The sequence below is a fragment of the Achromobacter xylosoxidans genome (assembly GCF_014490035.1).
GTDB classification, from domain to species: Bacteria; Pseudomonadota; Gammaproteobacteria; order Burkholderiales; family Burkholderiaceae_B; genus Achromobacter; species Achromobacter bronchisepticus_A.
Genome location: NZ_CP061008.1, coordinates 2592853 through 2614213 on the forward strand (window position 1 = coordinate 2592853; position 21361 = coordinate 2614213).

The following is a 21361-nucleotide window of genomic DNA, read 5'->3' on the forward strand; positions in this document are numbered from 1 at the left end:
TGTGGAATTCCTGTTGGTTATCACAGCATTCTAATAATTGATTAGATTGTATGCACCCCATCCCTATACTGGATCGCAGTTCAACGACCTGTGCAAAAGGGGAAAACATGAAGATCACGATGCTGGGAACCGGAGCCGCGCTGCCTGATCCCGACCGGGGCCAGTCTGCCATCCTGCTGACCCTGGATGACGATACCCATTACCTGTTTGACTGCGGCGAGGGCGCCACGCGGCAGATGGTGCGCGCCAACGTGGATCCTGCGAAGGTGGGCTTCGTGTTCCTGACGCACCTGCACCATGACCACATCTGCGACTATCCCTATTTCGTCATTTCCAGCTGGATGCTGAACAAGACCGGCGCGCCGCTGGTGCTGGGGCCGAAGGGCACGCGCCATTTCGTCGACCATCTGTTCGAGAACGGCGCCTACCACACCGACTACCAGGCGCGCAGCGCCTATCCGGTGCGCCAGGCCAATCTGGAAGCCATGCGCCCCGAGGTGCGGGAAGTCAGCCCTGGCCCGGTGTTCGACGATGGCAGGGTGCGCATTTCGGTCGACTGGGTGGAGCACATTCCGCGCGACGTCTGCGAATGCTTCGGCGTGCGGGTGGAGGCCGAAGGCAAGGTCATCGCGTTCAGCGGCGACACGGCGCCCTGTGAAGCCATGGTGCGGCTGGCGCAGGACGCAGACCTGCTGATTCATGAGTGCACCTTTCCCGAATCGTTCATCGCGCATCGCGCCAAGACAGGGGTGGGCACCTATGCGCACACCAGCCCCACGGACCTGGGCATCATCGCCAGCCGCGCCGGCGTCAAGAGCCTGGTGGCGACGCACTTCGGCCATTTCGATTCGACCAGCCCGGTGATCAAGCGCGCCGCGGCCAAGCATCTGCCGGTGGAACTGATGGGACCGCACCTGATGGACGAGATCGTGGCCGACATCCGCAAGAACTACTCGGGCCCGCTGCGGCTGGCGCACGACCTGATGCGCATCGACCTGTAGCATCCGCGGGGAATACCTGCCGGCCCCCGGGCCGGCGCGTGCGCGGGCGTGGCCCGCCAGCCAGGGAGAACACCATGACGTACCGGACTTGCGCCGTATCCGTTTTGCTTGCCTTGGGCCTGGCGGCATCGCCGCTGGCCGCCCGGGCGCAGTATCCCGATCACCCCATCCGTATCGTCCTGCCGTACGCGCCGGGCGCGGCGGGCGACGTGGCCATGCGCCAGATCCAGCCCCTGCTGGAAAAGCGTCTGGGCCAGCCTCTCATCGTCGATTACAAGACTGGCGCCGGCGGCAACATCGGCGCGCTGGAGGTGGCGCGCGCCAAGCCCGACGGCTACACGCTGGTGCTGGGCGCCACCAATAACTTCGTCATCAATCAGTTCCTGTACCGCAAGCTGGGCTTCGATCCGCTGGCCGACCTGGAGCCGGTGGGCAAGTTGGCGGACGTGCCGGCCTTCGTCTACGTCAGCGCGCAAGTGCCGGCGCAGGACTACGCGCAGTTTGCGCAGTATGCGCGCGCGCAGGCCGGCAAGCTGAACTACGGATCGCCGGGCATGGGCACCACGCCGCATCTTTCCGGCTACCGCCTGTCGCATGCGATGGGCGCGGGCATGACGCACATTGCCTACCGCGGTTCCTCGCCGGGAGTGCAGGCCTTGCTGGCCAACGAGATCCAGATGTACATCGGCGGCTACAGCATTGCCGCGGCCTACGTGCCGCAAGGCAAGGTGCGGGCCCTGGCGGTGGCGGCATCCGAGCGCTTCGCCGGCCTGCCCGACGTGCCTACCGCGGGCGAGGCTGGCATGCCGGACGTGGTGCAGGGCAACTGGTGGGGCTTTGCCGCGCCCAAGGGCACGCCGCCAGAGCGGGTGGCGCGCTTTGCCGGCGTCCTGCATGAGGTGCTGGCCTTGCCGGAGGTCCGCCAGGCCTTCCTGGCGGGGGGCTTCGTGCCGGGGCAGGACACGCCTGCGTCGTTCGCCTCCGAGTGGCGCAGAGAAGCGCCGCAATGGCAGGCGGTGGTGCGCGAATCCGGCGTGGTGCTGGAGAACTGAGGAGCTGGACATGGAGTACACGCGCCGCGGTTCAGGCCGCCCGCTGTTCCTGCTGCATGGCTTTTGTTCATCGTCCGCGATCTGGTACGGCCTGGCGGGTGTGCTGGCCGATGAGCATGACGTGATCGCCGTGGATTGGCCGGGCTTCGGGCGCGGCGCGCAAGCGGCTCCCTTGCAGGGATTGCCGGCCTATGCGGACGCGGTCGTCGCGCTGGCGGACGAGCTGGGTATAGGCAGCTTCGACGTGTTGGGCCATTCTTTCAGCGGCTTCGTCGCGCAGCAGTTGCTGTGCGCGGTTCCGGGGCGCGTGGGCCGTGCCGTGCTGTATGGCGCGGGCTTGAGGGTCGATGCCGCCGCGCGCTTCGAGCCCATGGACCAGACCTTGGCGCGCCTGCGCGCGGACGGCCCGCGGGCCACCGCAAGGCGCGTGCTGGGCGCCTGGTTCCAGCAGGGGGAGCAGGCGCCGGCCTACGCGGCCTGCCTGCAAGACGGCATGTCCATGAGCGCGGCCGGCGCGGCGTCGATGATTGCGGCGGTGGCGGGCGCGGACTACACGCAGGCGCTGGCGGCGGTGCGCGCGCCGGTGCTGGTCATATCGGGCGAACACGAACGCAGCCATCCGCTGCCATCGGCGCTGGCCTTGCGCGCGGCCTTGACGCACGGCAGCCTGTGCGTGCTGCCGGACTGCGGGCATGCCGCGCACCTGGAGCGCCCGCGATTGTTCAACACCGCCGTGCGTGAGTTTCTGGCGGGCCGGGACGGCGCGTCCCGGCCTGCGGGTCAGTAGGGACCCTTGGCCGCCACGGGCGCGGCCGCGCTCTTGAATTGGCCCGCCAGCTGTTCGGCCGCGCGCGCCAGCAAGGTGGCGTCCACGCCCACCGCCACGAAGGTGGCGCCCAGCGACAGATAGTGCTTGGCGCGGTCCACGCCGCTGTGCAGGATGCCGGCCGCCTTGCCGCTGCGCACGATGCGCAGGATCGCGTCGTCGATCGCCTTGACCACTTCCGGATGCTCCGGCTGGCCCAGGTAGCCCATGCTGGCCGACAGGTCGGCCGGGCCGATGAAGGCGCCGTCGACGCCGTCCACCGCGAGAATCTCTTCCAGCGCGTCCACGCCGCGCGGGGTTTCGATCTGCACCAGCACGCACATCTCGTCGTTGGCGCGGCGCAGGTAGTCAGGGATGCGGTTCCAGCGCGACGAGCGGGCCAGCGCGCTGCCCACGCCGCGCACGCCTTGCGGCGGATAGCGTACCGCGGCCACGGCGGCGGCAGCCTCTTCGGCGGATTGCACCATGGGTACCAGCAGCGTCTGCGCGCCGGTGTCCAGGATCTGCTTGATCTGCACCGCGTCGTTCCAGGCCGGCCGTACCACCGGGGCGACCGGATAGGCGGCCATCGATTGCAGCTGCTGCAGCGTGGTCTGCAAGGTGTTGGGCGCGTGTTCGCCGTCGATCAGCAGCCAGTCGAAACCGGCGCCAGCGATGATCTCGGTGGAGTAGGCGCTGGCCAGGCCCGCCCACAGGCCGATCTGGGGTTTGCCGCTGCGCAGGGCCTGCTTGAAGGTGTTGGTCAGTATGTCCATGGATGGTGGCGTGGTCAGATGAAGTGGCAGTTGACGGAACCCAGCACGCCGTAATCGACGTTGAAGGTATCGCCAGGGCGGGCCAGCACCGGCCGGGTGAAGGAGCCCGACAGGATGATCTCTCCCGCTTCCAGCGCCACGTCGTGGGCGGCCAGCTTGTTCGCCAGCCATACTACGCCATTGGCCGGATGGTTCAAGACGCCCGCGGCCACGCCGGTTTCTTCGATGACGGCGTTGCGCGACAGGATGGCGCCGATCCAGCGCAGGTCCAGCTCGCCGATCTTCACCGGGCGTCCGCCCATCACCACGCCGGCATTGGCGGCGTTGTCGGCGATGGTGTCGAACACCTTGCGCGGGCGCTTGCTGTCGGGGTCGATGCTGTGCGAGCGCGCGTCGATGATCTCCAGCGCCGGGATCACGTAGTCGACCGCGTCATAGACCTGGAACAGCGTGACGTTGGGGCCTTGCAGGCGTTTGCCCAGCACGAAGGCCAGTTCGACTTCCAGCCGCGGCAGGATGAAGCGGCCCGCGGGTATGTCCGCGCCGTCATTGAAGAACATGTCGTCCAGCAGCATGCCGAAGTCGGGCTCGTCGATCTGCGAGGCCTGCTGCATGGCGCGCGAAGTCAGGCCGATCTTGTGGCCGCGCTTGATGCGGCCTTCGGCCAGCTTGATGTCCATCCAGGCGCGCTGGATGGCATAGGCGTCGGCAATGGTGATGTCGGGGTACTCGAGCGAAATCTGGCGGATCTGCTGGCGGGTGCGTTCGGCTTCGTGCAGGCGCGCGGCGATGGCGCGCACGGTATCTTTATCTAGCATCGGAGTTCCAGGTGTAATTGGGTTGGAGTGGAGTCAATGGGGGAAGGGGACGAGCGTGTTGACCAGCCGTCCCACGCCTTCGATCTCGGTCACGACTTCGTCGCCGGGCTGCACGTTGACGATGCCGTCGGGCGTGCCGGTCAGGATCAGGTCGCCGGGCGAGAGCGTCATGAAGCTGCTGAAGTACTCGATCAGCGCGGGTACGTCGAACACCATGTCGCGGGTATTGCCGCGCTGCGTCTCCACGCCGTTGACGGTGGTGCGCAGGTTCAGGTTCATGGGGTCGGGCACGTCGTCGCGGTCCACCAGCCAGGGGCCGAGCGGCGTGCAGGTGTCGCGGCTCTTGACGCGCAGATTGGGGCGATACCAGTTTTCCAGGTAGTCGCGCAGCGCATAGTCGTTGGCCACGGTGTAGCCGGCCACGCAGTCATAGGCCTGGGCGCGGCGGACCTTGCTGGCGGTCTTGCCTATCACCACCGCCAGTTCGCATTCGTAATGCATGAAGGCGACGTCGGCGGGGCGGAAAGTCTGGGCGCGGTGGCCCACGAAGGTGTTGGCAGCCTTGAGAAAGCCCAGCGGCTCGTCCGGCGCCTTGAACGCCAGTTCCTTGGCGTGGTCGGCGTAGTTGATGGCCAGCGTGAAGGTGGTGCGCGGCTCGAAGGGCGGCAGCCATTGCACCGCGTCTTCGGCATACACGCGTCCGTCGGCCAGGCGGACCTGGCCGGGGCCGGCTTCGGTGGCGGCATGGATGACGCCGTCCAGGGAGATGCGGGCATGTTTCATGGCGGGCTCCTGTGCTTATCGGGCGGCGGCCAGCGCATTGCCCAGCGTGCCGACCCGGGAAATGCTGATGTCGTAACGCTGCCCGGCGCGTGCGCGCGGCGCGCCGTGGGGCGTGCCGGCCAGCAGGATGTCGCCTGCTTCCAGCGTCATGAACTGGGTCACGTCGGCGATCAGCCGCGCCACGGGACGGATCAGGTCGGCGGTGCTGGCGCGCTGCGCCACCTGGCCGTCGATGCGTACTTCGATGTCCAGCGCGTCCGGGTCGCCGACCGCCGCCACGGGGGCGAGATCCTGGCCGATGGGACAGAAGCCGTCGCGGCATTTCTGCTTGAGCGCGGGGCGGAAGTAGCTGGCGTGCGGCACGGACAGGTCCGCCACCACGCGGTACCCCGCCACATAGTCCAGCGCCTCGGCTTCGCTCACGCGGGTCGCGCGGCGGGCGAACACCACGCCCAGGCAGGCGCCCACTTCGACCTCGTCCACGTCGGCGGGCAGGGCGATGACGTCGCCGTTGCGGGCGTAGGTATTGGCCGGCTTGATGTAGAGCACGGGCGCATTCGGCGCGGCTTTGTAAGGGGGCGCGTCCACGGCGTCGCCCAGCGCGGCCAGCGCCTGGCGCGTATTCAGCGCCGCGCCCACCACGGTCCGCGGCCACGGCGCCGCGGCCGCGGCCGCGCGCGCGGCCAGGTGCTCGCGGTAGTTGTTGAGCTTGTAGTTCAGCACCGGGTCGGCTTCCTCGATCTGCATCGAGATGCCGAGCGGGCGCGCCGCCATCTGCGGCGCGAGTGCGGCGGTCAGCGCCTGGAACACCCGTTCGCCCAGGGCGGCTTTCTGTTCGGCATTGCGGCCGTGGCCGATGCGCAGCACCACGTGGACGAAGGCATTGTCGGGATGGCCGTCGACGATCAGGCAATCATCCACGCGCAGCGCGCGGGTGCGCGCGCCGGCCAGCGGGAACAGGCTGCCGTCGCCCACGGCGGCATCCTGCACGGTCCGCATCAGCGCCTGCGTGTCCAGGGCCAGATTGCCTGAGTATTCGATCCAGATATGGGGCATGGCCTTGCTCCGCATGATGTAATTATCATGTTAACTAGTTTAATGAAAAACCGCGGTGACAACAATCGGCCAGAGGGCTGTCGGGATCCGTTCCGCCTGGGGGTTTCCCGACGTTGACAGCCCGGTCAGGCAAGCATAACGTTAACCTGTTAATTAAATTGGCGCCGCACCATCAGGCGCAGACGGGACGAGGAGCCGCGCGTGAGCATCAAGCACTGGATCAATGGCAAGCAGGTCGACAGCAGCGACCGCTTCATCACCAGCAACCCCGCCACGGGCGAGGCCATCGCCGAGGTCGCCGCGGGCGGGCAGGCCGAAGTCGACGCGGCAGTTGCGGCCGCGGCCGAGGCCTTTCCCAAATGGGCCAACACGCCCGCCAAGGAACGCGCCCGCCTGATGCGCCGGCTGGGCGAACTGATAGACCAGAACGTGCCTCAGCTGGCCGAACTGGAAACCCGCGACACCGGGCTGCCGATCTCGCAGACCCGCAAGCAGCTGATCCCGCGCGCCTCGGAAAACTTCAATTTCTTCGCCGAGGTCTGCACGCGCATGAACGGCCACACCTACCCGGTGGACGACCAGATGCTGAACTACACGCTGTACCAGCCGGTGGGCGTGTGCGCGCTGGTGTCGCCCTGGAACGTGCCGTTCATGACCGCCACCTGGAAGACCGCGCCGTGCCTGGCGCTGGGCAACACCGCGGTGCTGAAGATGTCCGAGCTTTCGCCGCTGACGGCGGACCAGCTGGGCATGCTGGCGCTGGAAGCCGGCATTCCGGCCGGCGTGCTGAACGTGGTGCAGGGCTATGGCGCCACCGCCGGCGACGCGCTGGTGCGCCACCCCGGCGTGCGCGCGATTTCCTTCACGGGCGGTACCGTGACGGGCAAGAAGATCCTGGCCAGCGCCGGCGGCGTCAAGAAATACTCGATGGAACTGGGCGGCAAGTCGCCGGTGCTGATCTTCGACGACGCGGACGTGGAGCGTGCGCTGGACGCGGCGTTGTTCACCATTTTTTCGCTCAATGGCGAACGCTGCACCGCGGGTTCGCGCATCTTCATCCAGCAATCCATCTACGACGATTTCGTGCGCAGGTTTGCCGAACGCACGCAGCGCCTGGCCGTGGGCGACCCCACCGATGACCATACCCATGTGGGCGCGATGATCACGCGCCAGCACTGGGAAAAGGTCACGGGCTATATCCGCCTGGCCGAGCAGGAAGGCGCGCGCATACTCGCGGGCGGCGCGGACCGGCCCGCAGGCTTGCCGGCCCATCTGGCGGGCGGCAATTTCGTCAGCCCCACGGTGCTGGCCGACGTCGACAACCGCATGCGCTGCGCGCAGGAAGAGATCTTCGGACCGGTCGCCTGCCTGCTGCCGTTCAAGGACGAGGCCGAGGGCCTGGCGCTGGCCAACGACGTGAAGTATGGCCTGGCCTCCTACATCTGGACCCGCGACATCGGCCGGGCGCACCGCCTGGCCCGCGGCATCGAAGCCGGCATGGTGTTCATCAACAGCCAGAACGTGCGCGACCTGCGCCAGCCCTTCGGCGGCACCAAGGAATCGGGCACGGGACGCGAAGGCGGCGAATACAGTTACGAGGTCTTTGCCGAGATCAAGAACGTGTGCGTGTCCATGGGCAGCCACCACATCCCCAGATGGGGCGTTTGAATCCGGCCCTGACCACAAGAACGAGGAGACTAGCACCATGGGCAAGCTCGCGCTGGCGGCCAAGGTAACGCATGTGCCGTCCATGTATCTTTCGGAACTGCCTGGCAAGCACCAGGGCTGCAGGGAGGCCGCGATCCAGGGACACCGCATCATCGGCCAGCGTTGCCGCGACCTGGACGTGGACAGCATCGTGGTGCTGGACGTGCACTGGCTGGTCAATGGCGGCTATCACGTGAACTGCAACAGCGGCTTCAAGGGCCGCTACACCAGCAACGAGCTGCCGCATTTCATCAAGGACATGGACTACGCCTACCGCGGCAATCCGCAACTGGGACGGCGCATTGCCGAATGCGCCAATGCCGCGGGCGTGGGCACGCGTGCGCATGAAATCGACAGCCTGGAACTGGAGTACGGCACCTTGGTGCCGATGCGCTACATGAATGGCGACGGGCGCTTCAACGTGGTGTCGGTGGCCGCCTGGTGCGCCTGGCATTCGCTGGACGAGAGCCGCCGCTTCGGCGCGGCGCTGCGCCAGGCCATCGAGGCCAGCGACAGCCGCGTGGCGGTGCTGGCCAGCGGTTCGCTGTCGCACCGCTTCAACGACAACGGCAGCCCCGAGGCCGCCATGCACCAGATCAGCCGCGAGTTTTTCCGGCAGGTGGACTTGCGCGTGGTGGAGTTGTGGCGCCAAGGCGACTGGAAGACCTTCTGCGCCATGCTGCCCGAATACGCCGACCTGTGCGTGGGCGAGGGCGGCATGCACGATACCGCGATGCTGCTGGGCCTCTTGGGCTGGGACGGCTATGACCAGCCGGTGGAGATCGTGACCGACTACTTCGCCAGTTCCGGCACGGGACAGATCAACGCGATCTTCCCGGTGCCGGCCTGATCATTCGTCTTCGGAGGCGCGCGCGTCGGCGGGCTCGCGCTTGATCAGGTCGACCATGGTGTCGACGTCGCGATACAGGCGGTCGAGCAATTCCTTGCCGATCCGGGCCTCGATTTCCTGGTACTTCGCGTCCACTTGCGGACGCATGCGGTCGATCAGCTTGTTGCTCTTGGGCGTCAGCGAAATTTCCTGGCGCCGCTGATCGGCGCTGGAGCGCGTGCGTTTGATCAGGCCCTGTTCCTGCATGCCCGCCAGCATGCGCGTGAGGCTGGGGCTGAGGATCTGGCAGGTGCGGGCGATCTGGTTGGGTTCCATGGAGCCCACTTCGCTCAGCGTGCGCAGCACCCGCCATTGTTGTTCGGTGACGCCCGCCGCGTGCAGGATGGGGCGGAAGTGCGCCATCAGCGTTTCACGCGCGTAGAGCAGCAGATGGGGGAGATTGCGGTGGTGGAAGCTCGGACTCATGGCGGCTATGTTAGCAAGAAGCCGAGCCGCGCCGCAGCGAAATCGGACGCGCACGCCCATCGGTCCGCGCCGGGCGCGGCGCCGATGGGAGGCGGCGGTCAGGCGGGATTCTGCTGGGCCAGTTCCTGCAGGTCGTCGGGCAGGGTCAGGTCGGGCGCGGCCTGCTGCAATTCGCGCAGCGCCTGCACGGCCTCTTCCTGTTGTTCCTCGCGCACCAGCGCCCGGATGTGGGTCACGCGGGCTTCGATGTCCTGGTCGCTGAGGGCGGGCGTTTCCGGTGCGACGGGTTCGGCGGCCGGCTGTTCCGCAGGCGCGGCTTCCTGGACGGGGGCGGCTTCCTGGGCAGGAGCGGCTTGCGGCGCCGCTTCCTGCGGCGGCGCGGCCACGCGTTCGGTGACGGGCGCGGCCTGTTCGGCGGGCGCTTGCGCCGGCGTGGACAGCAGCGCGGGCGCGCGTTCCGAGCTTGTCCCTATTTCGTGGGGGGCGATGACAGGCGTGTTCTGCTCGGCAAAGTCCTGGGCTTCGCGCATCTCGGTCCAGGCGAACAGGCCGAAGACCATGGCCGCGCAAGCAGCAGCGCCCCAGGCGGGGTGCCAGCTATGGCCGGGATGCCAACGGCGGCGCACCGCCGCGTCCAATTCGGGATTGGCGCCGGGACCGTGCCTGCGATACAAGGCGCGCAGATCCCGTTCATCGTCTTCGTCGAAAGGGGGGCGGTAGGTAATGCTCATGCGCGTACTCCTCGCGCATGCGCCTGGTGGCAAGGCGCATCCGCGTCTGACCTCTGCGCACGCCGCGCCGGTGGTCCGGCGGTCTCGTCGTAGCTCGGGTCCTGTTCCGGTTTAGGCGGCTTCCTGGAAAGCCGCGGGTGATTGCGCCGCGATTCCCGCCGCCGCGCCCCTGGGGGCGTCTGGCTGCAGGTATGCCGCCCTGGGCCGGGCGGTTCGTCAATGCGCTGCACCTGATGATTATGCGCGATTTGGAGAAATCCGCCAGAGAATTTCTTGAGTTTGCATCATGTAACTTCAGCGCGTCCCTGTTTTTGAAAGCAGAATGACAGATAGCAGCACCAGCATGGGGCGCGCAAGGACAAAAGCGCGCGTTTGCGCGCGCATGCCCCCCTGGCTTGCCGGTACACTTTCGCGCATGGCCAAATCCCGAACCGTATACGTGTGCTCCGATTGCGGCGGCACCACCCCGAAGTGGCAGGGCAAATGCCCGCATTGCAACGCCTGGAACACGCTGGAAGAAACCGTGGAGTCGTCGGCGCCGGCCGCCGCCTCCCACCGCTATGCGCCGCTGGCGGCCGCCAGCCCGGTGCGCAGCCTGTCTGAAATCGAAGCCCGCGAAACCCCGCGCCAGCCTACCGGGCTGGAAGAGTTCGACCGCGTGCTGGGCGGCGGCCTGGTGGCCGGCGCCGTGGTGCTGATCGGCGGCGACCCCGGCATAGGCAAGTCCACCTTGCTGCTGCAGGCGCTGGCTTCGCTGTCCGAAGTCACCAACGTGCTGTACGTGACGGGCGAGGAATCCGCCGAACAGGTCGCCCTGCGCGCGCGCCGCCTGGGCCTGCAGACGGGCAACGTCAATCTGCTGGCCGAGATCCGGCTGGAGTCGATCCAGGCGGCGGTGTCGGAGCAGAAGCCCACCGTGGCGGTGATCGACTCGATCCAGACCCTGTACAGCGGCGAACTGACCGCGGCGCCGGGGTCGGTGTCGCAGGTGCGCGAATGCGCGGCCCAGCTCACGCGCCTGGCCAAGCAGACGGGCATCGCCATCGTCATGATCGGCCATGTCACCAAGGACGGCGCGCTGGCCGGGCCGCGGGTGCTGGAGCACATCGTGGACACCGTGCTGTATTTCGAGGGCGACACGCACTCCTCGTTCCGCCTGGTGCGCGCCTTCAAGAACCGTTTCGGCGCGGTCAATGAACTGGGCGTCTTCGCCATGACGGACCGCGGGCTGCGCGGCGTGGCCAATCCCTCCGCGCTGTTCCTGTCGCAGCATGAACAGCAGGTCGCGGGATCCTGCGTGATGGCCACGCAGGAAGGCACGCGTCCGCTATTGGTGGAGATCCAGGCGCTGGTGGATAGTTCGCACGCGCCCAACCCGCGCCGGCTCACAGTCGGCCTGGAAGGCAACCGCCTGGCGATGCTGTTGGCGGTGCTGCACCGGCATGCCGGCGTTTCCACCTTTGACCAGGACGTGTTCGTCAACGCGGTGGGCGGCGTGCGCATCACGGAACCCGCGGCCGACCTGCCGGTGCTGCTGGCCATCATGTCCTCGCTGCGCGACAAGCCGCTGCCGCGCGGCCTGATCGCTTTCGGCGAAGTCGGCCTGGCGGGTGAGATCCGGCCCGCGCCGCGCGGACAGGAACGCTTGCGCGAAGCGGCCAAGCTGGGCTTTTCGATCGCGCTGATCCCCAAGGCCAACGCGCCGCGCCAGCCCATCGAAGGGCTGGAGATCTGGGCGGTGGACCGGCTGGACGCCGCGCTGGACAAGTTGCGCTGACGCCCACAGCGGCGGTCGGCGGCGGTTTCATATCGGTATTCTGATTGCCCGGCCTGCAACCGGCCGGGCCTGCTGGAGCAAGAAGTGAGTCTGTTAGTTATCGCCGCGTGCCTGGCCGCGGGCGGCCTGATCGGTTTCATGGGCGGCGTGCTGGGCATCGGGGGCGGCCTGATCGCGATTCCCGCGCTGGTGCTGTTGATGGGCATGTCGCAGCAGTTGGCGCAGGGCACGGCGCTCATCATGGTCCTGCCCACCATCATGATGGCGGTGCGCAAGTACAACCAGCAGACCCGCATCGACAAGCGCGTGGCGCTGGCGGGCGCGGCCGGGGCCGTGGTGTTCACCTGGGTCGGCGCGCAACTGGCGCTAGGCATAGATTCCGGCATCCTGCGCCGCAGCTTCGCCGTTTTCCTTTTCTTCATTGCGCTGTTCTACGTGTGGCAGACCTGGCGCGCATCGCGTCCCGCTGCGGCGCGCAAGCCGGCGGCCAAGGGTGCGCCGCCCGTCTTCACGCCGCGCCGCGCCAGCGTGCTGGGCATCCTGTGCGGCACGCTGGGCGGCTTCTTCGGCGTGGGCGGCGCGGTGCTGGCCGTGCCCATCATCACGTCCGTGTTCAGGTTGCCGCAGACCACCGCGCAAGCGCTGGCGCTGAGCATGGTGATTCCGGGCTCTTTCATCGCGTTGATCACCTACTCCTGGGCGGGACAGGCCGATTGGCTGGTTGGCGCGCCGCTGGCGATAGGCAGCCTGCTGTTCGTGCCGGTGGGCGTGAAGCTCGCGTACCGTCTGCCTGAACGCAAGCTGAGAGCCTGCTTCGCATTGATGCTGTTCGCCACCGTGGCCTTGCTGGCATTCGAGAGCTGAACCGCCCGCACAATATTTCGAAGCGTTAGCGACCGAAATTTTCTGGTTCCGCGCTGAACCTTCTGGATGGGCCCGGTTCAAACGGGAACGGGTAAAGCGGCGATGTTGCCGCCCCGTGTCGAATAAAGGACCTCGGTCCTTTTACATTCAGGAGTTCATGAAATGACGACTCACTCCCGTATTGCTGCGTTCCTATCCACCTCGGCCTTGTGCCTCGGTCTTGCTGCCGCGCCTTCGGCGTTTGCGGCGGGCGCCGATGCCACGTCCAAGACGGGTGAAACCAAGACCCAGGCGCAGCATAAGCATCACAAATCCGAGAAGACCTCCGCCAAGCCGGCGGCGGCCAAATCGGGCGGGGCCGCGAAGACGGATCATTCCGGCGCTGCGGCACCAGCGAAGTAAGCACTGAGGGCCTTGCGGCCTGGTAGTTCCTTTGCGCAAACGACTTCCGATTCCCGCGGGGGCCGGAAAGTCGAAAGCCTCTCGGTATGGGCGCCGAGAGGCTTTTTCATGGGCGCGCCGCGGCCAGGGCCGCAGCGCAGAGCGGGCTTATTCCGCCGGGGTGATTACGCGGCCGGTCTCGAAGAACGCCTGCAGGTTTTCCAGCATCAGGTTCTCCATGGCCAAGCGGGTTTCCAGCGTGGCGCTGCCGATGTGCGGCAGCAGCACCGCGCGATCGGTCTTGAGCAGCGCTTCGGGTACCTTGGGCTCGTGTTCGAACACGTCGAGCGCGGCGCAGCCCAGCTTGCCGGCTTCCAGTGCGGCGACCAGCGCGGTCTCGTCGATGACGGGGCCGCGCGCGATGTTGACGATGATGCCCGTGGGGCCCAGCGCTTCCAGCACTTCGCGGTTGACCAGATGGCGCGTGCTGGGTCCGCCGACGGTGGCCACGATGAGGAAGTCCGCCCACTTGGCCAGGTCGGTGAGCGAGGCCTCGTAGCCGTATTCCACGTCATCGCGCTTGCGGCGGTTGTGATAGCGCACGTCCATGTCGAAGCCCATGCCGCGGCGGGCGATGGCTTCGCCGATGCGGCCCAGGCCGACGATGCCCAGCTTCTTGCCGCTGACGCGCTGGCCTAGCGGAATGCCGCCGTGCACCTGGCCCCACTGGCCTGCGCGCACGAAGCGCTCGCCCTGGCCCATGTGGCGCGCGCCGGCGATCAATAGGCCCCATGCCAGATCGGCGACGCAATCGGTCAGCACGTCAGGCGTGTTGCTGACCTGCACGCCGCGCTGCTTGGCGGCCTGCACGTCGATGGTCTCGTAGCCCACGCCCCAGCTGCAGATGGCCTTCAGGTCGGGCAGGGCGTTGATGAGTTCGGCGTTGGCGCCATAGGTGGCGGACGTGACGACGGCGGTGACGCCCTTGCCATGCTCGGCCAGCGCCGCCTTGCGGTCCGGGTACTTCCATAGTTCGACGACGTCGTAGCGATCGGCGAGCGTCTTGTTGGCGTAGGGGGAACCGGCCAGCGAGCCGACCTGGATGATGCGATGCTTGGTGGTCATGTTGTCGTACAGGTGGGTGGCAAAACGTTGATGCTACTTGATCCGGCCTTGATGCAGGCTGACAGGATGCCCGCCAGGGGCATCCCGCGTCCTGATCGCGGCCTTACTCGAGCTGGATGTTGGCTTTCTGGATGACGTCCTTCCAGCGCTTGACCTCGGCCTGCTGGAACGCCGTGAACTGCTGCGGCGTGTTGGCCACGACCTCGAAGCCCAGGCCCTGCAGGGTCTTTTCGGTCTGGGGATCGCGCAGCGCGGTCTGCAAGGCCTTGGACAGTTGCTGGACGACGGGCGCGGGCGTGCCCTTGGGCACGGCAAAGCCTTGCCAGGAGTACACCACCATGTCCTTGATGCCGGCTTCGGCCAGCGTGGGGACGTCCGGCAGGTCGGCGGCGCGCGCGTCGCCGGTGATGGCCAGCGCCTTGAGCTTGCCGGCCTTGATGTGGGTCTGGACCGCGCCCAGGTTCTGGAACGATACGTTGACCTGCCCGCCGATCAGGTCGGCGATGGCCGCGCCGCCGCCGCGGTAGGGCACGTCCACGCCCGTGCTCTGGGTGCGCTGGCGGAACAGCACGGCGGACAGATGGTCCGAAGAACCCGTGCCCGACGAGGCATAGGACACCTTGCCCGGATTTTTCTTCGCGTATTCGATCAGCTCGGCGACGGTGCTGGCCGGAAACGCGGGCGCGGCCACCAGCACGTTGGGATTGCGCACGGCTTGCGTCAGGTACTCGAAGTCCTTGCTGGGGTTGTACGACAGGTTTTTGTAGAGCGCCTCGTTGATGGCGAAGGTGCCGATGGAGCCGACCATCATGGTGTAGCCGTCGGGCGTGGAGCGGGCCAGCGCCTGCGCGCCGATGGCGCTGTTGGCGCCGGGCTTGTTCTCGACCACGAAGGTCTGCCCCAGGATTTTCGTCAGCCCCGGCGTGACCGAGCGCGCGGTGATGTCGGAGGAGCCGCCCGGCACGAAGGGCACGATCATCGTCACGGGTTTGTCGGGATAGCCGGCAGCCTGCGCCGCGGGCATCCCGGGCAGCACGGCGCCTGCGGCGACGGCGGCTGCGACGGCCGCGGCGCTCATCAGTTTGTTCATGGTGTCTCCTGGTTCGCGTGCTGATGAAGAGCCCGCCGCCCACGCGTTGCGGACGGGCCCGGATCGGCTTGAGGTCAGTCGACCTTGGCGCCGGATTTCTTCACGACCTCCGCCCACTTGACGGATTCCTGCGCCATGAACTGTTTGAACTGGGCCGGGGTGTTGCCGGATGGGGTGGCGCCCTGCGCCTGCAGCTGCGCGCGCACGGATTCCAGCTTGAGGGCGGCGGCCACGTCGCGCTGGATCTTGTCGACCACAGCCTGCGGCGTGCCGGCCGGCGCCAGCAGGCCGAACCAGCTGGACGCCTCATAGCCTTGCACGCCGGCCTCCGCCATGGTGGGGACGTCGGGCAGGGCGGGCGAGCGCTGGGCAGTCGTGACGGCCAGCGGGCGCAGCTTGGCGCTCTTGAGGAACCCCATGGAGGACGGCAGGTTGTCGAAGATCAGGTCGGCGGAACCGGCCATCACGTCGGTCAGCGCGGGGCTGCTGCCCTTGTAGGGCACGTGGGTCATGCGCGTGCCCGTCATGTTCTGGAACAGCTCTCCCGACAGGTGCGTGGAAGTGCCATTGCCGGTGGACGCCATGTTGACGCTGCCCGGGTTGGCCTTGAGGTACTTGATCAGGTCGGCCACCGTGCGGATGCCGTGCTTGTCGGCAAACGCAGGGTTGAGCTCCAGGATGTTGGGCACGGGGATCACCAGCGTCACCGGCACAAAGTCCTTGACCGGGTCATAGGGCAGCTTGGCATAGACCGACTGGTTGATCGCGTGCGTGCTGACGGTGCCCATCAGCAGCGTGTAGCCGTCCGGCGCGGCCCGCGCGGCCTCGGCCGTGCCGACGTTGCCGCCTGCGCCTGCCTTGTTGTCCACCACCACGGCCTTGTTCCAGGTCTTGCCGAGTTCGGCGGCGACGATGCGGGCCGCGATGTCGGTGGTGCCGCCGGCCGGGAAGGGCACGATGATCTTGACGTCTCGTTCGGGGTAGTCTGCCCGCGCCGGCGCGGCCGGCGACAGGAAGGCGGCCGCCGCCAGGGCGGCGGTGCAAAGAACGGCCAAGGCGGACCGGCCTCGCGCAGGGGCTGCATGCATGGAATTCGTCTCCTCGGTGTGCGCGTGGCCGCGCATCGTTTCTGGGGGTATTCCGCCCCTGGCATGGCCCGAGGCTTTGAAGCCGCATGGCCCCCCGCGGCGCCCTGCGTTTTGCTGCCTGACTACTTGTAAAACAAATATATGTATTGAGCTTGTGCTTGTCAACCAAGTATACTTTTTCGAACCCACACACCCGATAGCAGGATCAGCCAGGAGCCCCGCCCATGAAAACCTCCCCGGTCACCGCGCAGGACTTGCAGCGTTCGGTCATCGCCGTGCCGCCGCTGGCGCGCCACGACGATCTTTCCCTGAACGAGGCGGCCAACAAGGCCCTGCTCGGCCATCTGGAAGCGGGCGGCGTGCGCAACGTGATGTATGGCGGCAACGCCAACTTCTACAACGTGGGCGTGGGCGAATACGCGCGCATCGTCGATATGCTGGCCGGGCTGGCAGGCGCGGATACGTGGATCCTGCCTTCCGTGGGGCCCGACTACGGCAAGATGATGGACCAGGCGGCGATCCTGCGTACGCGCGCGTTTCCCACGGCCATGCTGCTGCCCATGTCCTTTCCCTATACGGACGCGGGCCTGGCAGAAGGCGTGCGCCGCTTCACGGACGCGCTGGGCAAGCCCGCGGTGATCTACATCAAGTCGTCCGGCTACCTGGCGCTGGAAAGCGCCGCGCGCCTGATCGAAGAGGGCCGCATCGTGGCGTTCAAGTACGCCGTCGTGCGCGACGATCCGTCGCAGGACGCCTATCTGTCGTCGCTGCTGCAGGCGGTGGATGCGCGCTGGATCGTCAGCGGCATCGGCGAACGCCCGGCCATCGTGCACTACCGCGATTTCGGCCTGAAGAGCTTCACCTCCGGCTCGGTCTGCGTGGCGCCGCGCGGCTCGATGCGCCTGTTGCATCTGCTGCGCGACGGCCGCTATGACGAAGCCGAGGCCGTGCGTCAACAGTACCTGGGCCTGGAGGACTGCCGCGACAGCATCAGTCCCATCCGCGTGCTGCACGATGCCGTGACCCTGTCGGGCGTGGCGGACATGGGGCCGATGCTGCCCCTGCTGACCGGCATCTCCGCCGCCGAGCGCGAGCGCGTGGCGCCGGTGGCGCGCGCCCTGGCGGCCTGGGACCGGGAGGCGGCCGCCGCGTGAGCGCACTGGCGCCGCGCATTGACGGTACGATGAGCGCTGTCCCGCCATCGCGGGCAGCGCCATAGCATCGAGGAGGTTTCGTGGCCCGACCCAAAGCAACACCCGCGCCCGCGCCGCAGGCGCCCGCCGAACACGATGCCGCGGGCGCGCTGGTGCTCGAACGCGGGCACCGGGTGCGGCTGGCGGATCAGCTGTACGGCCAGATCTTCGAGCAGATCGTCTCCGGCGGGCTGAACGTGGGCGACAAGCTGCCATCCGAGAACGAAATCTCCGAACGCTTCGGCGTCTCGCGTCCGGTGGTGCGCGAAGCGCTGCTGCGCCTGCGCGCCGACGGCCTGATCACCGCGCACCAGGGGCTGGGCACCTTTGTCAGCCATGCGCCCGCGCCGCGCCTGAAGACCTTCAACGACGTGCAGAACGTCAGCGCCTACCTGCGCGCCCAGGAGGTCCGGGTGGCGCTGGAGGGCGACGCCGCGCGCCTGGCGGCGCTGCGCCGCACCGATGAGCAGCTCAGGAAGATCGCGGACGCGCACGCGGCCTTCGCCGACAGCCTGGCGCGCGGCCAGGTGTCGGCCGAGGCCGACCTGGCCTTCCATGCCAGCATCGCCGAAGCCAGCGGCAACGACTTCTATCTGGGCGTGCTGGAAAGCATCCACGAATCCATCAGCGGCTTCATGCGGCTCACCTTGAACCTGACCCGCACCGGCTCGCGCCAGCGTGCGCAGCGCGTGGTGGACGAGCATGCCGCGATCCTGGACGCCATTCGCGAACAGGACAGCGAGCGCGCCCGCGTCGCCATGCAGTTCCATCTGGGCCAGGCGCGGCACCGGCTGGTGGACCGCGAGCGCGATTGATCCCTTCCGTCTGCCCGCTGCGATCGAATCAAAACTACAGGAGACCAGAGTGCAAGGGAATATCGCGGTGCAAGCGCCGGTGGAGCAGGTCCGCGAGCAGATCCTGCAGGTGCTGATGGCCTGGGGCATGGCGCAGGACCTGGCGCACGTCACTGCGGGCCTGATGGCGCGCACCGACCTGCTGGGCATCGATTCGCACGGCATCTCCATGCTGCCGGCATACGAGGACAAGCTGCGCGCCGGCACCCTGCGGCTGGACGCCAGGCCGCGCATCCTGCGCGACGGCGGCGCCAGCGCGCTGATCGACGGCATGGGCGGCCTGGGCTATCCGGTGGCGGCGCAGGCCATGAACCTGGCGGTGGACAAGGCTTTGGAGCACGGCGTGGGCGCCGTGTCGGTCTGCAATTCGCATCACTTCGGCGCGGCCGGGGTCTATGCGCGCATCGCGGTCGAGCGCGGCGTGGTCGGACTGGTGACCAGCAGCGCCAACGGCGTCATCATGGTGCCCACGCGCGGCGCCATGCCCATGCTGGGCACCAACCCCATCGCCTTCGGCGCGCCGGCGGCCTACAACGAACCCTTTCTGCTGGACATGGCGACCACCACCGTCGCCGCCAACAAGGTCAAGGTCTACGACTTCCTCGACCAGCCGCTGCCGCCGGGCTGGGCGGTGGACGGGCAGGGCGGCGCGGTCACCGATGCGGCGGCCGCCATGCAATTCATCTTCAAGCATCCCGAGGGCGGCCTGACGCCGCTGGGCGGCACTGCCGCCATGAGCAGCCACAAGGGCTACGGCCTGGCGATGATGGCGCAGATCCTGGGCGGCACGCTCAGCGGCAGCGCCTTCGCCGCGCGCCGCGCCCCGACCCGCCGTCCCGGCGACCCCGACGACGTGGGCCATTTCTTCCTGGCCCTGAACCCCGACGCCTTTCGCGCGGCGGGCTCGTTCGAGTCCGACATGGACGACATGATCGACGCCATGCACGATACGCCGCCCGCCCATCCGGACGAGCCGGTGCTGGTGGCGGGCGAGCCCGAGGCCGCCGAGCGCGCGCGCCGGCTGCGCGAGGGCATCCCCATCCCTGTCGCGCTGGCCGAACGCCTGCGCGCCATCTGCGAGCGCGCCGGCACGCCCTATCTGCTGGACGCGGCGTGATCCCGTTTTCCCTATAAACCCTTGCCCAAGAGCACAGGAACAGAGACATGAGCAATTCAACCAAGCGCAAGAAACCCGAAGAACTGCGCAGCCACCGCTGGTACGGCGTGCGCGACCTGCGCTCGTTCGGCCACCGTTCGCGCACCGCGCAGATGGGCTATCACCGCTCGGACTACGCCGGCAAGCCGGTGATCGCCATCATCAATACCTGGAGCGACATCAACCCCTGTCACAGCCATTTCAAGCAGCGCGTGGAAGAGGTCAAGCGCGGCATCTGGCAGGCGGGCGGCTTCCCGGTGGAAATGCCCGCCATGAGCCTGTCGGAACCCTTCCAGAAGCCGACCACCATGCTCTACCGCAACCTGCTGGCGATGGAGACCGAAGAGCTGCTGCGCTCCTATCCCGCGGACGGCTGCGTGTTGATGGGCGGCTGCGACAAGACCACGCCCGCGCTGCTGATGGGCGCGGTGTCCATGGACCTGCCCACCATCTTCATGCCGGCCGGCCCCATGCTGCGCGGCAACTGGAACGGCAACACCCTGGGCTCGGGCTCGGACACCTGGAAGTACTGGGCCGAGCTGCGCGCCGGCAACATCACCGAAGAAGACTGGCAAGGCGTGGAGGACGGCATCGCCCGCTCGCCCGGCCACTGCATGACCATGGGCACCGCGTCCACCATGACGGGCGCGGTCGAGGCGCTGGGCCTGTGCCTGTCGGGCGCCTCGTCGATCCCGGCGCCGGACTCGCGCCACGCGCAGATGGCCAGCCTGACCGGCAAGCGCATCGTGGAGATGGTGTGGGAAGACCTGAAGCCGTCGGACCTGCTGACCGCCGCGTCTTTCGACAACGCCGTGCGCACGGTGCTGGCGCTGTCCGGCTCGACCAATTCGGTGGTGCACCTGATCGCCATGGCCCGCCGCAGCGGCTTCGGACTGGACCTGGACCGCTTCGATCACCTGGCGCGCACCACGCCGGTACTGGCCAATCTGCGGCCGGCCGGCAAGTACCTGATGGAAGACTTCTATTACGCGGGCGGCCTGCGCGCCATGCTGGTGCAGCTGGGCGACCTGCTGGACACGACCCAGCGCACCGTGGACGGCCGCACGCTGGGCGAGAACATCGCGGGCGCGCGCATCTTCAATGAAGACGTGATCCGGCCGCGCGCGCAGGCGCTGATCGAGCGCGACGGGCTGGCGGTGCTGCGCGGCAACCTGGCGCCCGACGGCGCGGTGATCAAGCCGCCCGCGATGGAGGCGCATCTGCAGGTGCACACGGGCCGCGCGGTGGTCTTCAAGGACTACAACGACATGGCCGCGCGCATCGACGACCCCGATCTGGACGTGGACGCCGACAGCGTCATCGTGCTGCAGAACGCGGGGCCGCAGGGCGCGCCCGGCATGCCGGAATGGGGCCAGCTGCCGATTCCGCAGAAGCTCCTGAAGCAGGGCGTGCGCGACATGGTGCGCATCTCGGACGCGCGCATGAGCGGCACCAGTTACGGCGCCTGTGTGCTGCACGTGGCGCCCGAAGCCTATGTGGGCGGCCCGCTGGCGCTGGTGCAGGACGGCGACCGCATCACGCTGGACGTGCCGGCGCGGCGCCTGGAACTGCTGGTGTCCGACGAGGAATTGGCCGCGCGCCGCGCCGCCTGGCAGGCGCCGCCGCCGCGTTTCGAGCGCGGCTACGGCGTGCTGTACCTCAAGCACATCGGCCAGGCCGACACGGGCTGCGATTTCGATTTTCTTCAGACTGAAACGCGCGCTCCGGCCGCGGGCGAGCCTGAAATCCACTGACCCGGACACCGGGCGCACATACTAAAAAACCCACA

21 protein-coding genes are annotated in these 21361 nt (G+C 67.7%); 12 read left to right on the forward strand and 9 right to left on the reverse strand.

Annotated features, from left to right (window positions below; all coding sequences use genetic code 11):
• Window positions 1-107: 107 nt before the first annotated feature.
• From IAG39_RS12180 to IAG39_RS12190, 3 genes are all read left to right on the forward strand, one after another.
• Window positions 108-1001 carry an MBL fold metallo-hydrolase gene (locus IAG39_RS12180; protein ID WP_013394808.1) on the forward strand — a complete coding sequence of 298 codons (894 nt, stop codon included), beginning with the start codon at window positions 108-110 and terminating at the stop codon, window positions 999-1001.
• A gap of 74 nt (window positions 1002-1075) precedes the next feature.
• On the forward strand, window positions 1076-2053 hold the full coding sequence (locus IAG39_RS12185; protein ID WP_118934909.1) for a Bug family tripartite tricarboxylate transporter substrate binding protein: 978 nt from the start codon (window positions 1076-1078) through the stop codon (window positions 2051-2053).
• 10 nt (window positions 2054-2063) lie between these two features.
• Entirely contained in the window at window positions 2064-2840 is a 777-nt protein-coding gene (locus IAG39_RS12190; RefSeq protein ID WP_118934907.1) for an alpha/beta fold hydrolase, read from the forward strand.
• Here the strand turns inward: IAG39_RS12190 and hpaI are convergent.
• Genes hpaI through IAG39_RS12210 form a run of 4 tightly spaced genes read right to left on the reverse strand, consistent with a single transcriptional unit; the run spans window position 2834 to window position 6291 of the window.
• A complete protein-coding gene (gene hpaI / locus IAG39_RS12195; RefSeq protein ID WP_059379910.1) occupies window positions 2834-3634 on the reverse strand; it encodes a 4-hydroxy-2-oxoheptanedioate aldolase in 801 nt (266 codons plus the stop codon). The genes IAG39_RS12190 and hpaI overlap by 7 nt on opposite strands.
• A 14-nt stretch (window positions 3635-3648) precedes the next feature.
• Window positions 3649-4452 (reverse strand): 2-oxo-hept-4-ene-1,7-dioate hydratase, encoded by an 804-nt coding sequence (gene hpaH / locus IAG39_RS12200; RefSeq protein WP_059379909.1) that lies wholly within the window; start codon window positions 4450-4452, stop codon window positions 3649-3651.
• 33 nt (window positions 4453-4485) lie between these two features.
• Window positions 4486-5235: a fumarylacetoacetate hydrolase family protein gene (locus tag IAG39_RS12205; RefSeq protein ID WP_118934905.1), complete on the reverse strand. Its 750-nt coding sequence runs from the start codon at window positions 5233-5235 to the stop codon at window positions 4486-4488.
• Window positions 5236-5250: 15 nt separating this feature from the next.
• Complete coding sequence (locus tag IAG39_RS12210) at window positions 5251-6291, reverse strand: fumarylacetoacetate hydrolase family protein (RefSeq protein ID WP_187774102.1); 1041 nt, start codon at window positions 6289-6291, stop codon at window positions 5251-5253.
• A gap of 201 nt (window positions 6292-6492) precedes the next feature.
• Here IAG39_RS12210 and hpaE point away from each other — a divergent pair, with 201 nt between their 5' ends.
• Together hpaE and hpaD are read left to right on the forward strand one after the other, a co-directional pair.
• Window positions 6493-7959: a 5-carboxymethyl-2-hydroxymuconate semialdehyde dehydrogenase gene (hpaE, locus tag IAG39_RS12215; RefSeq protein WP_118932811.1), complete on the forward strand. Its 1467-nt coding sequence runs from the start codon at window positions 6493-6495 to the stop codon at window positions 7957-7959.
• 37 nt (window positions 7960-7996) lie between these two features.
• Window positions 7997-8848, forward strand: a complete 852-nt coding sequence (gene hpaD, locus IAG39_RS12220; protein WP_059379906.1) for a 3,4-dihydroxyphenylacetate 2,3-dioxygenase — start codon at window positions 7997-7999, stop codon at window positions 8846-8848.
• Here the strand turns inward: hpaD and hpaR are convergent, their stop codons facing one another.
• Complete coding sequence (gene hpaR / locus IAG39_RS12225) at window positions 8849-9313, reverse strand: homoprotocatechuate degradation operon regulator HpaR (RefSeq protein WP_118932812.1); 465 nt, start codon at window positions 9311-9313, stop codon at window positions 8849-8851. It abuts the gene before it with no gap.
• A 98-nt stretch (window positions 9314-9411) separates the two neighbouring features.
• A complete protein-coding gene (locus IAG39_RS12230; RefSeq protein WP_118932813.1) occupies window positions 9412-10044 on the reverse strand; it encodes a hypothetical protein in 633 nt (210 codons plus the stop codon).
• 415 nt (window positions 10045-10459) lie between these two features.
• On the opposite strand from IAG39_RS12230, the gene radA reads away from it, so the two are divergent.
• From radA to IAG39_RS12245, 3 genes are all read left to right on the forward strand, one after another.
• Window positions 10460-11821 carry a DNA repair protein RadA gene (radA, locus tag IAG39_RS12235; protein WP_059379903.1) on the forward strand — a complete coding sequence of 454 codons (1362 nt, stop codon included), beginning with the start codon at window positions 10460-10462 and terminating at the stop codon, window positions 11819-11821.
• Window positions 11822-11905: 84 nt separating this feature from the next.
• Entirely contained in the window at window positions 11906-12685 is a 780-nt protein-coding gene (locus IAG39_RS12240; RefSeq protein WP_059379902.1) for a sulfite exporter TauE/SafE family protein, read from the forward strand.
• 162 nt (window positions 12686-12847) lie between these two features.
• Entirely contained in the window at window positions 12848-13087 is a 240-nt protein-coding gene (locus IAG39_RS12245) for a hypothetical protein (RefSeq protein ID WP_118932814.1), read from the forward strand.
• 147 nt (window positions 13088-13234) lie between these two features.
• On the opposite strand, the gene IAG39_RS12250 is transcribed toward IAG39_RS12245, so the two are convergent.
• The 3 genes from IAG39_RS12250 to IAG39_RS12260 form a co-directional block, all read right to left on the reverse strand.
• Window positions 13235-14191, reverse strand: coding sequence for a 2-hydroxyacid dehydrogenase (locus IAG39_RS12250; RefSeq protein WP_059379901.1), 957 nt, complete (start codon window positions 14189-14191; stop codon window positions 13235-13237).
• Window positions 14192-14294: 103 nt separating this feature from the next.
• Window positions 14295-15281, reverse strand: coding sequence for a Bug family tripartite tricarboxylate transporter substrate binding protein (locus tag IAG39_RS12255; protein ID WP_059379900.1), 987 nt, complete (start codon window positions 15279-15281; stop codon window positions 14295-14297).
• A 74-nt stretch (window positions 15282-15355) separates the two neighbouring features.
• Entirely contained in the window at window positions 15356-16369 is a 1014-nt protein-coding gene (locus IAG39_RS12260; RefSeq protein ID WP_059379979.1) for a Bug family tripartite tricarboxylate transporter substrate binding protein, read from the reverse strand.
• Window positions 16370-16593: 224 nt separating this feature from the next.
• Between IAG39_RS12260 and IAG39_RS12265 the strand changes: the two genes are divergently transcribed.
• From IAG39_RS12265 to araD, 4 genes are all read left to right on the forward strand, one after another.
• Window positions 16594-17523 carry a dihydrodipicolinate synthase family protein gene (locus IAG39_RS12265; RefSeq protein WP_118932815.1) on the forward strand — a complete coding sequence of 310 codons (930 nt, stop codon included), beginning with the start codon at window positions 16594-16596 and terminating at the stop codon, window positions 17521-17523.
• Window positions 17524-17603: 80 nt separating this feature from the next.
• Window positions 17604-18377 carry a FadR/GntR family transcriptional regulator gene (locus IAG39_RS12270; RefSeq protein WP_118932816.1) on the forward strand — a complete coding sequence of 258 codons (774 nt, stop codon included), beginning with the start codon at window positions 17604-17606 and terminating at the stop codon, window positions 18375-18377.
• A gap of 49 nt (window positions 18378-18426) precedes the next feature.
• Window positions 18427-19533 (forward strand): Ldh family oxidoreductase, encoded by a 1107-nt coding sequence (locus IAG39_RS12275; protein ID WP_118932817.1) that lies wholly within the window; start codon window positions 18427-18429, stop codon window positions 19531-19533.
• 47 nt (window positions 19534-19580) lie between these two features.
• Window positions 19581-21326 carry an L-arabinonate dehydratase gene (gene araD, locus IAG39_RS12280; RefSeq protein ID WP_118932818.1) on the forward strand — a complete coding sequence of 582 codons (1746 nt, stop codon included), beginning with the start codon at window positions 19581-19583 and terminating at the stop codon, window positions 21324-21326.
• Window positions 21327-21361: the final 35 nt, after the last annotated feature.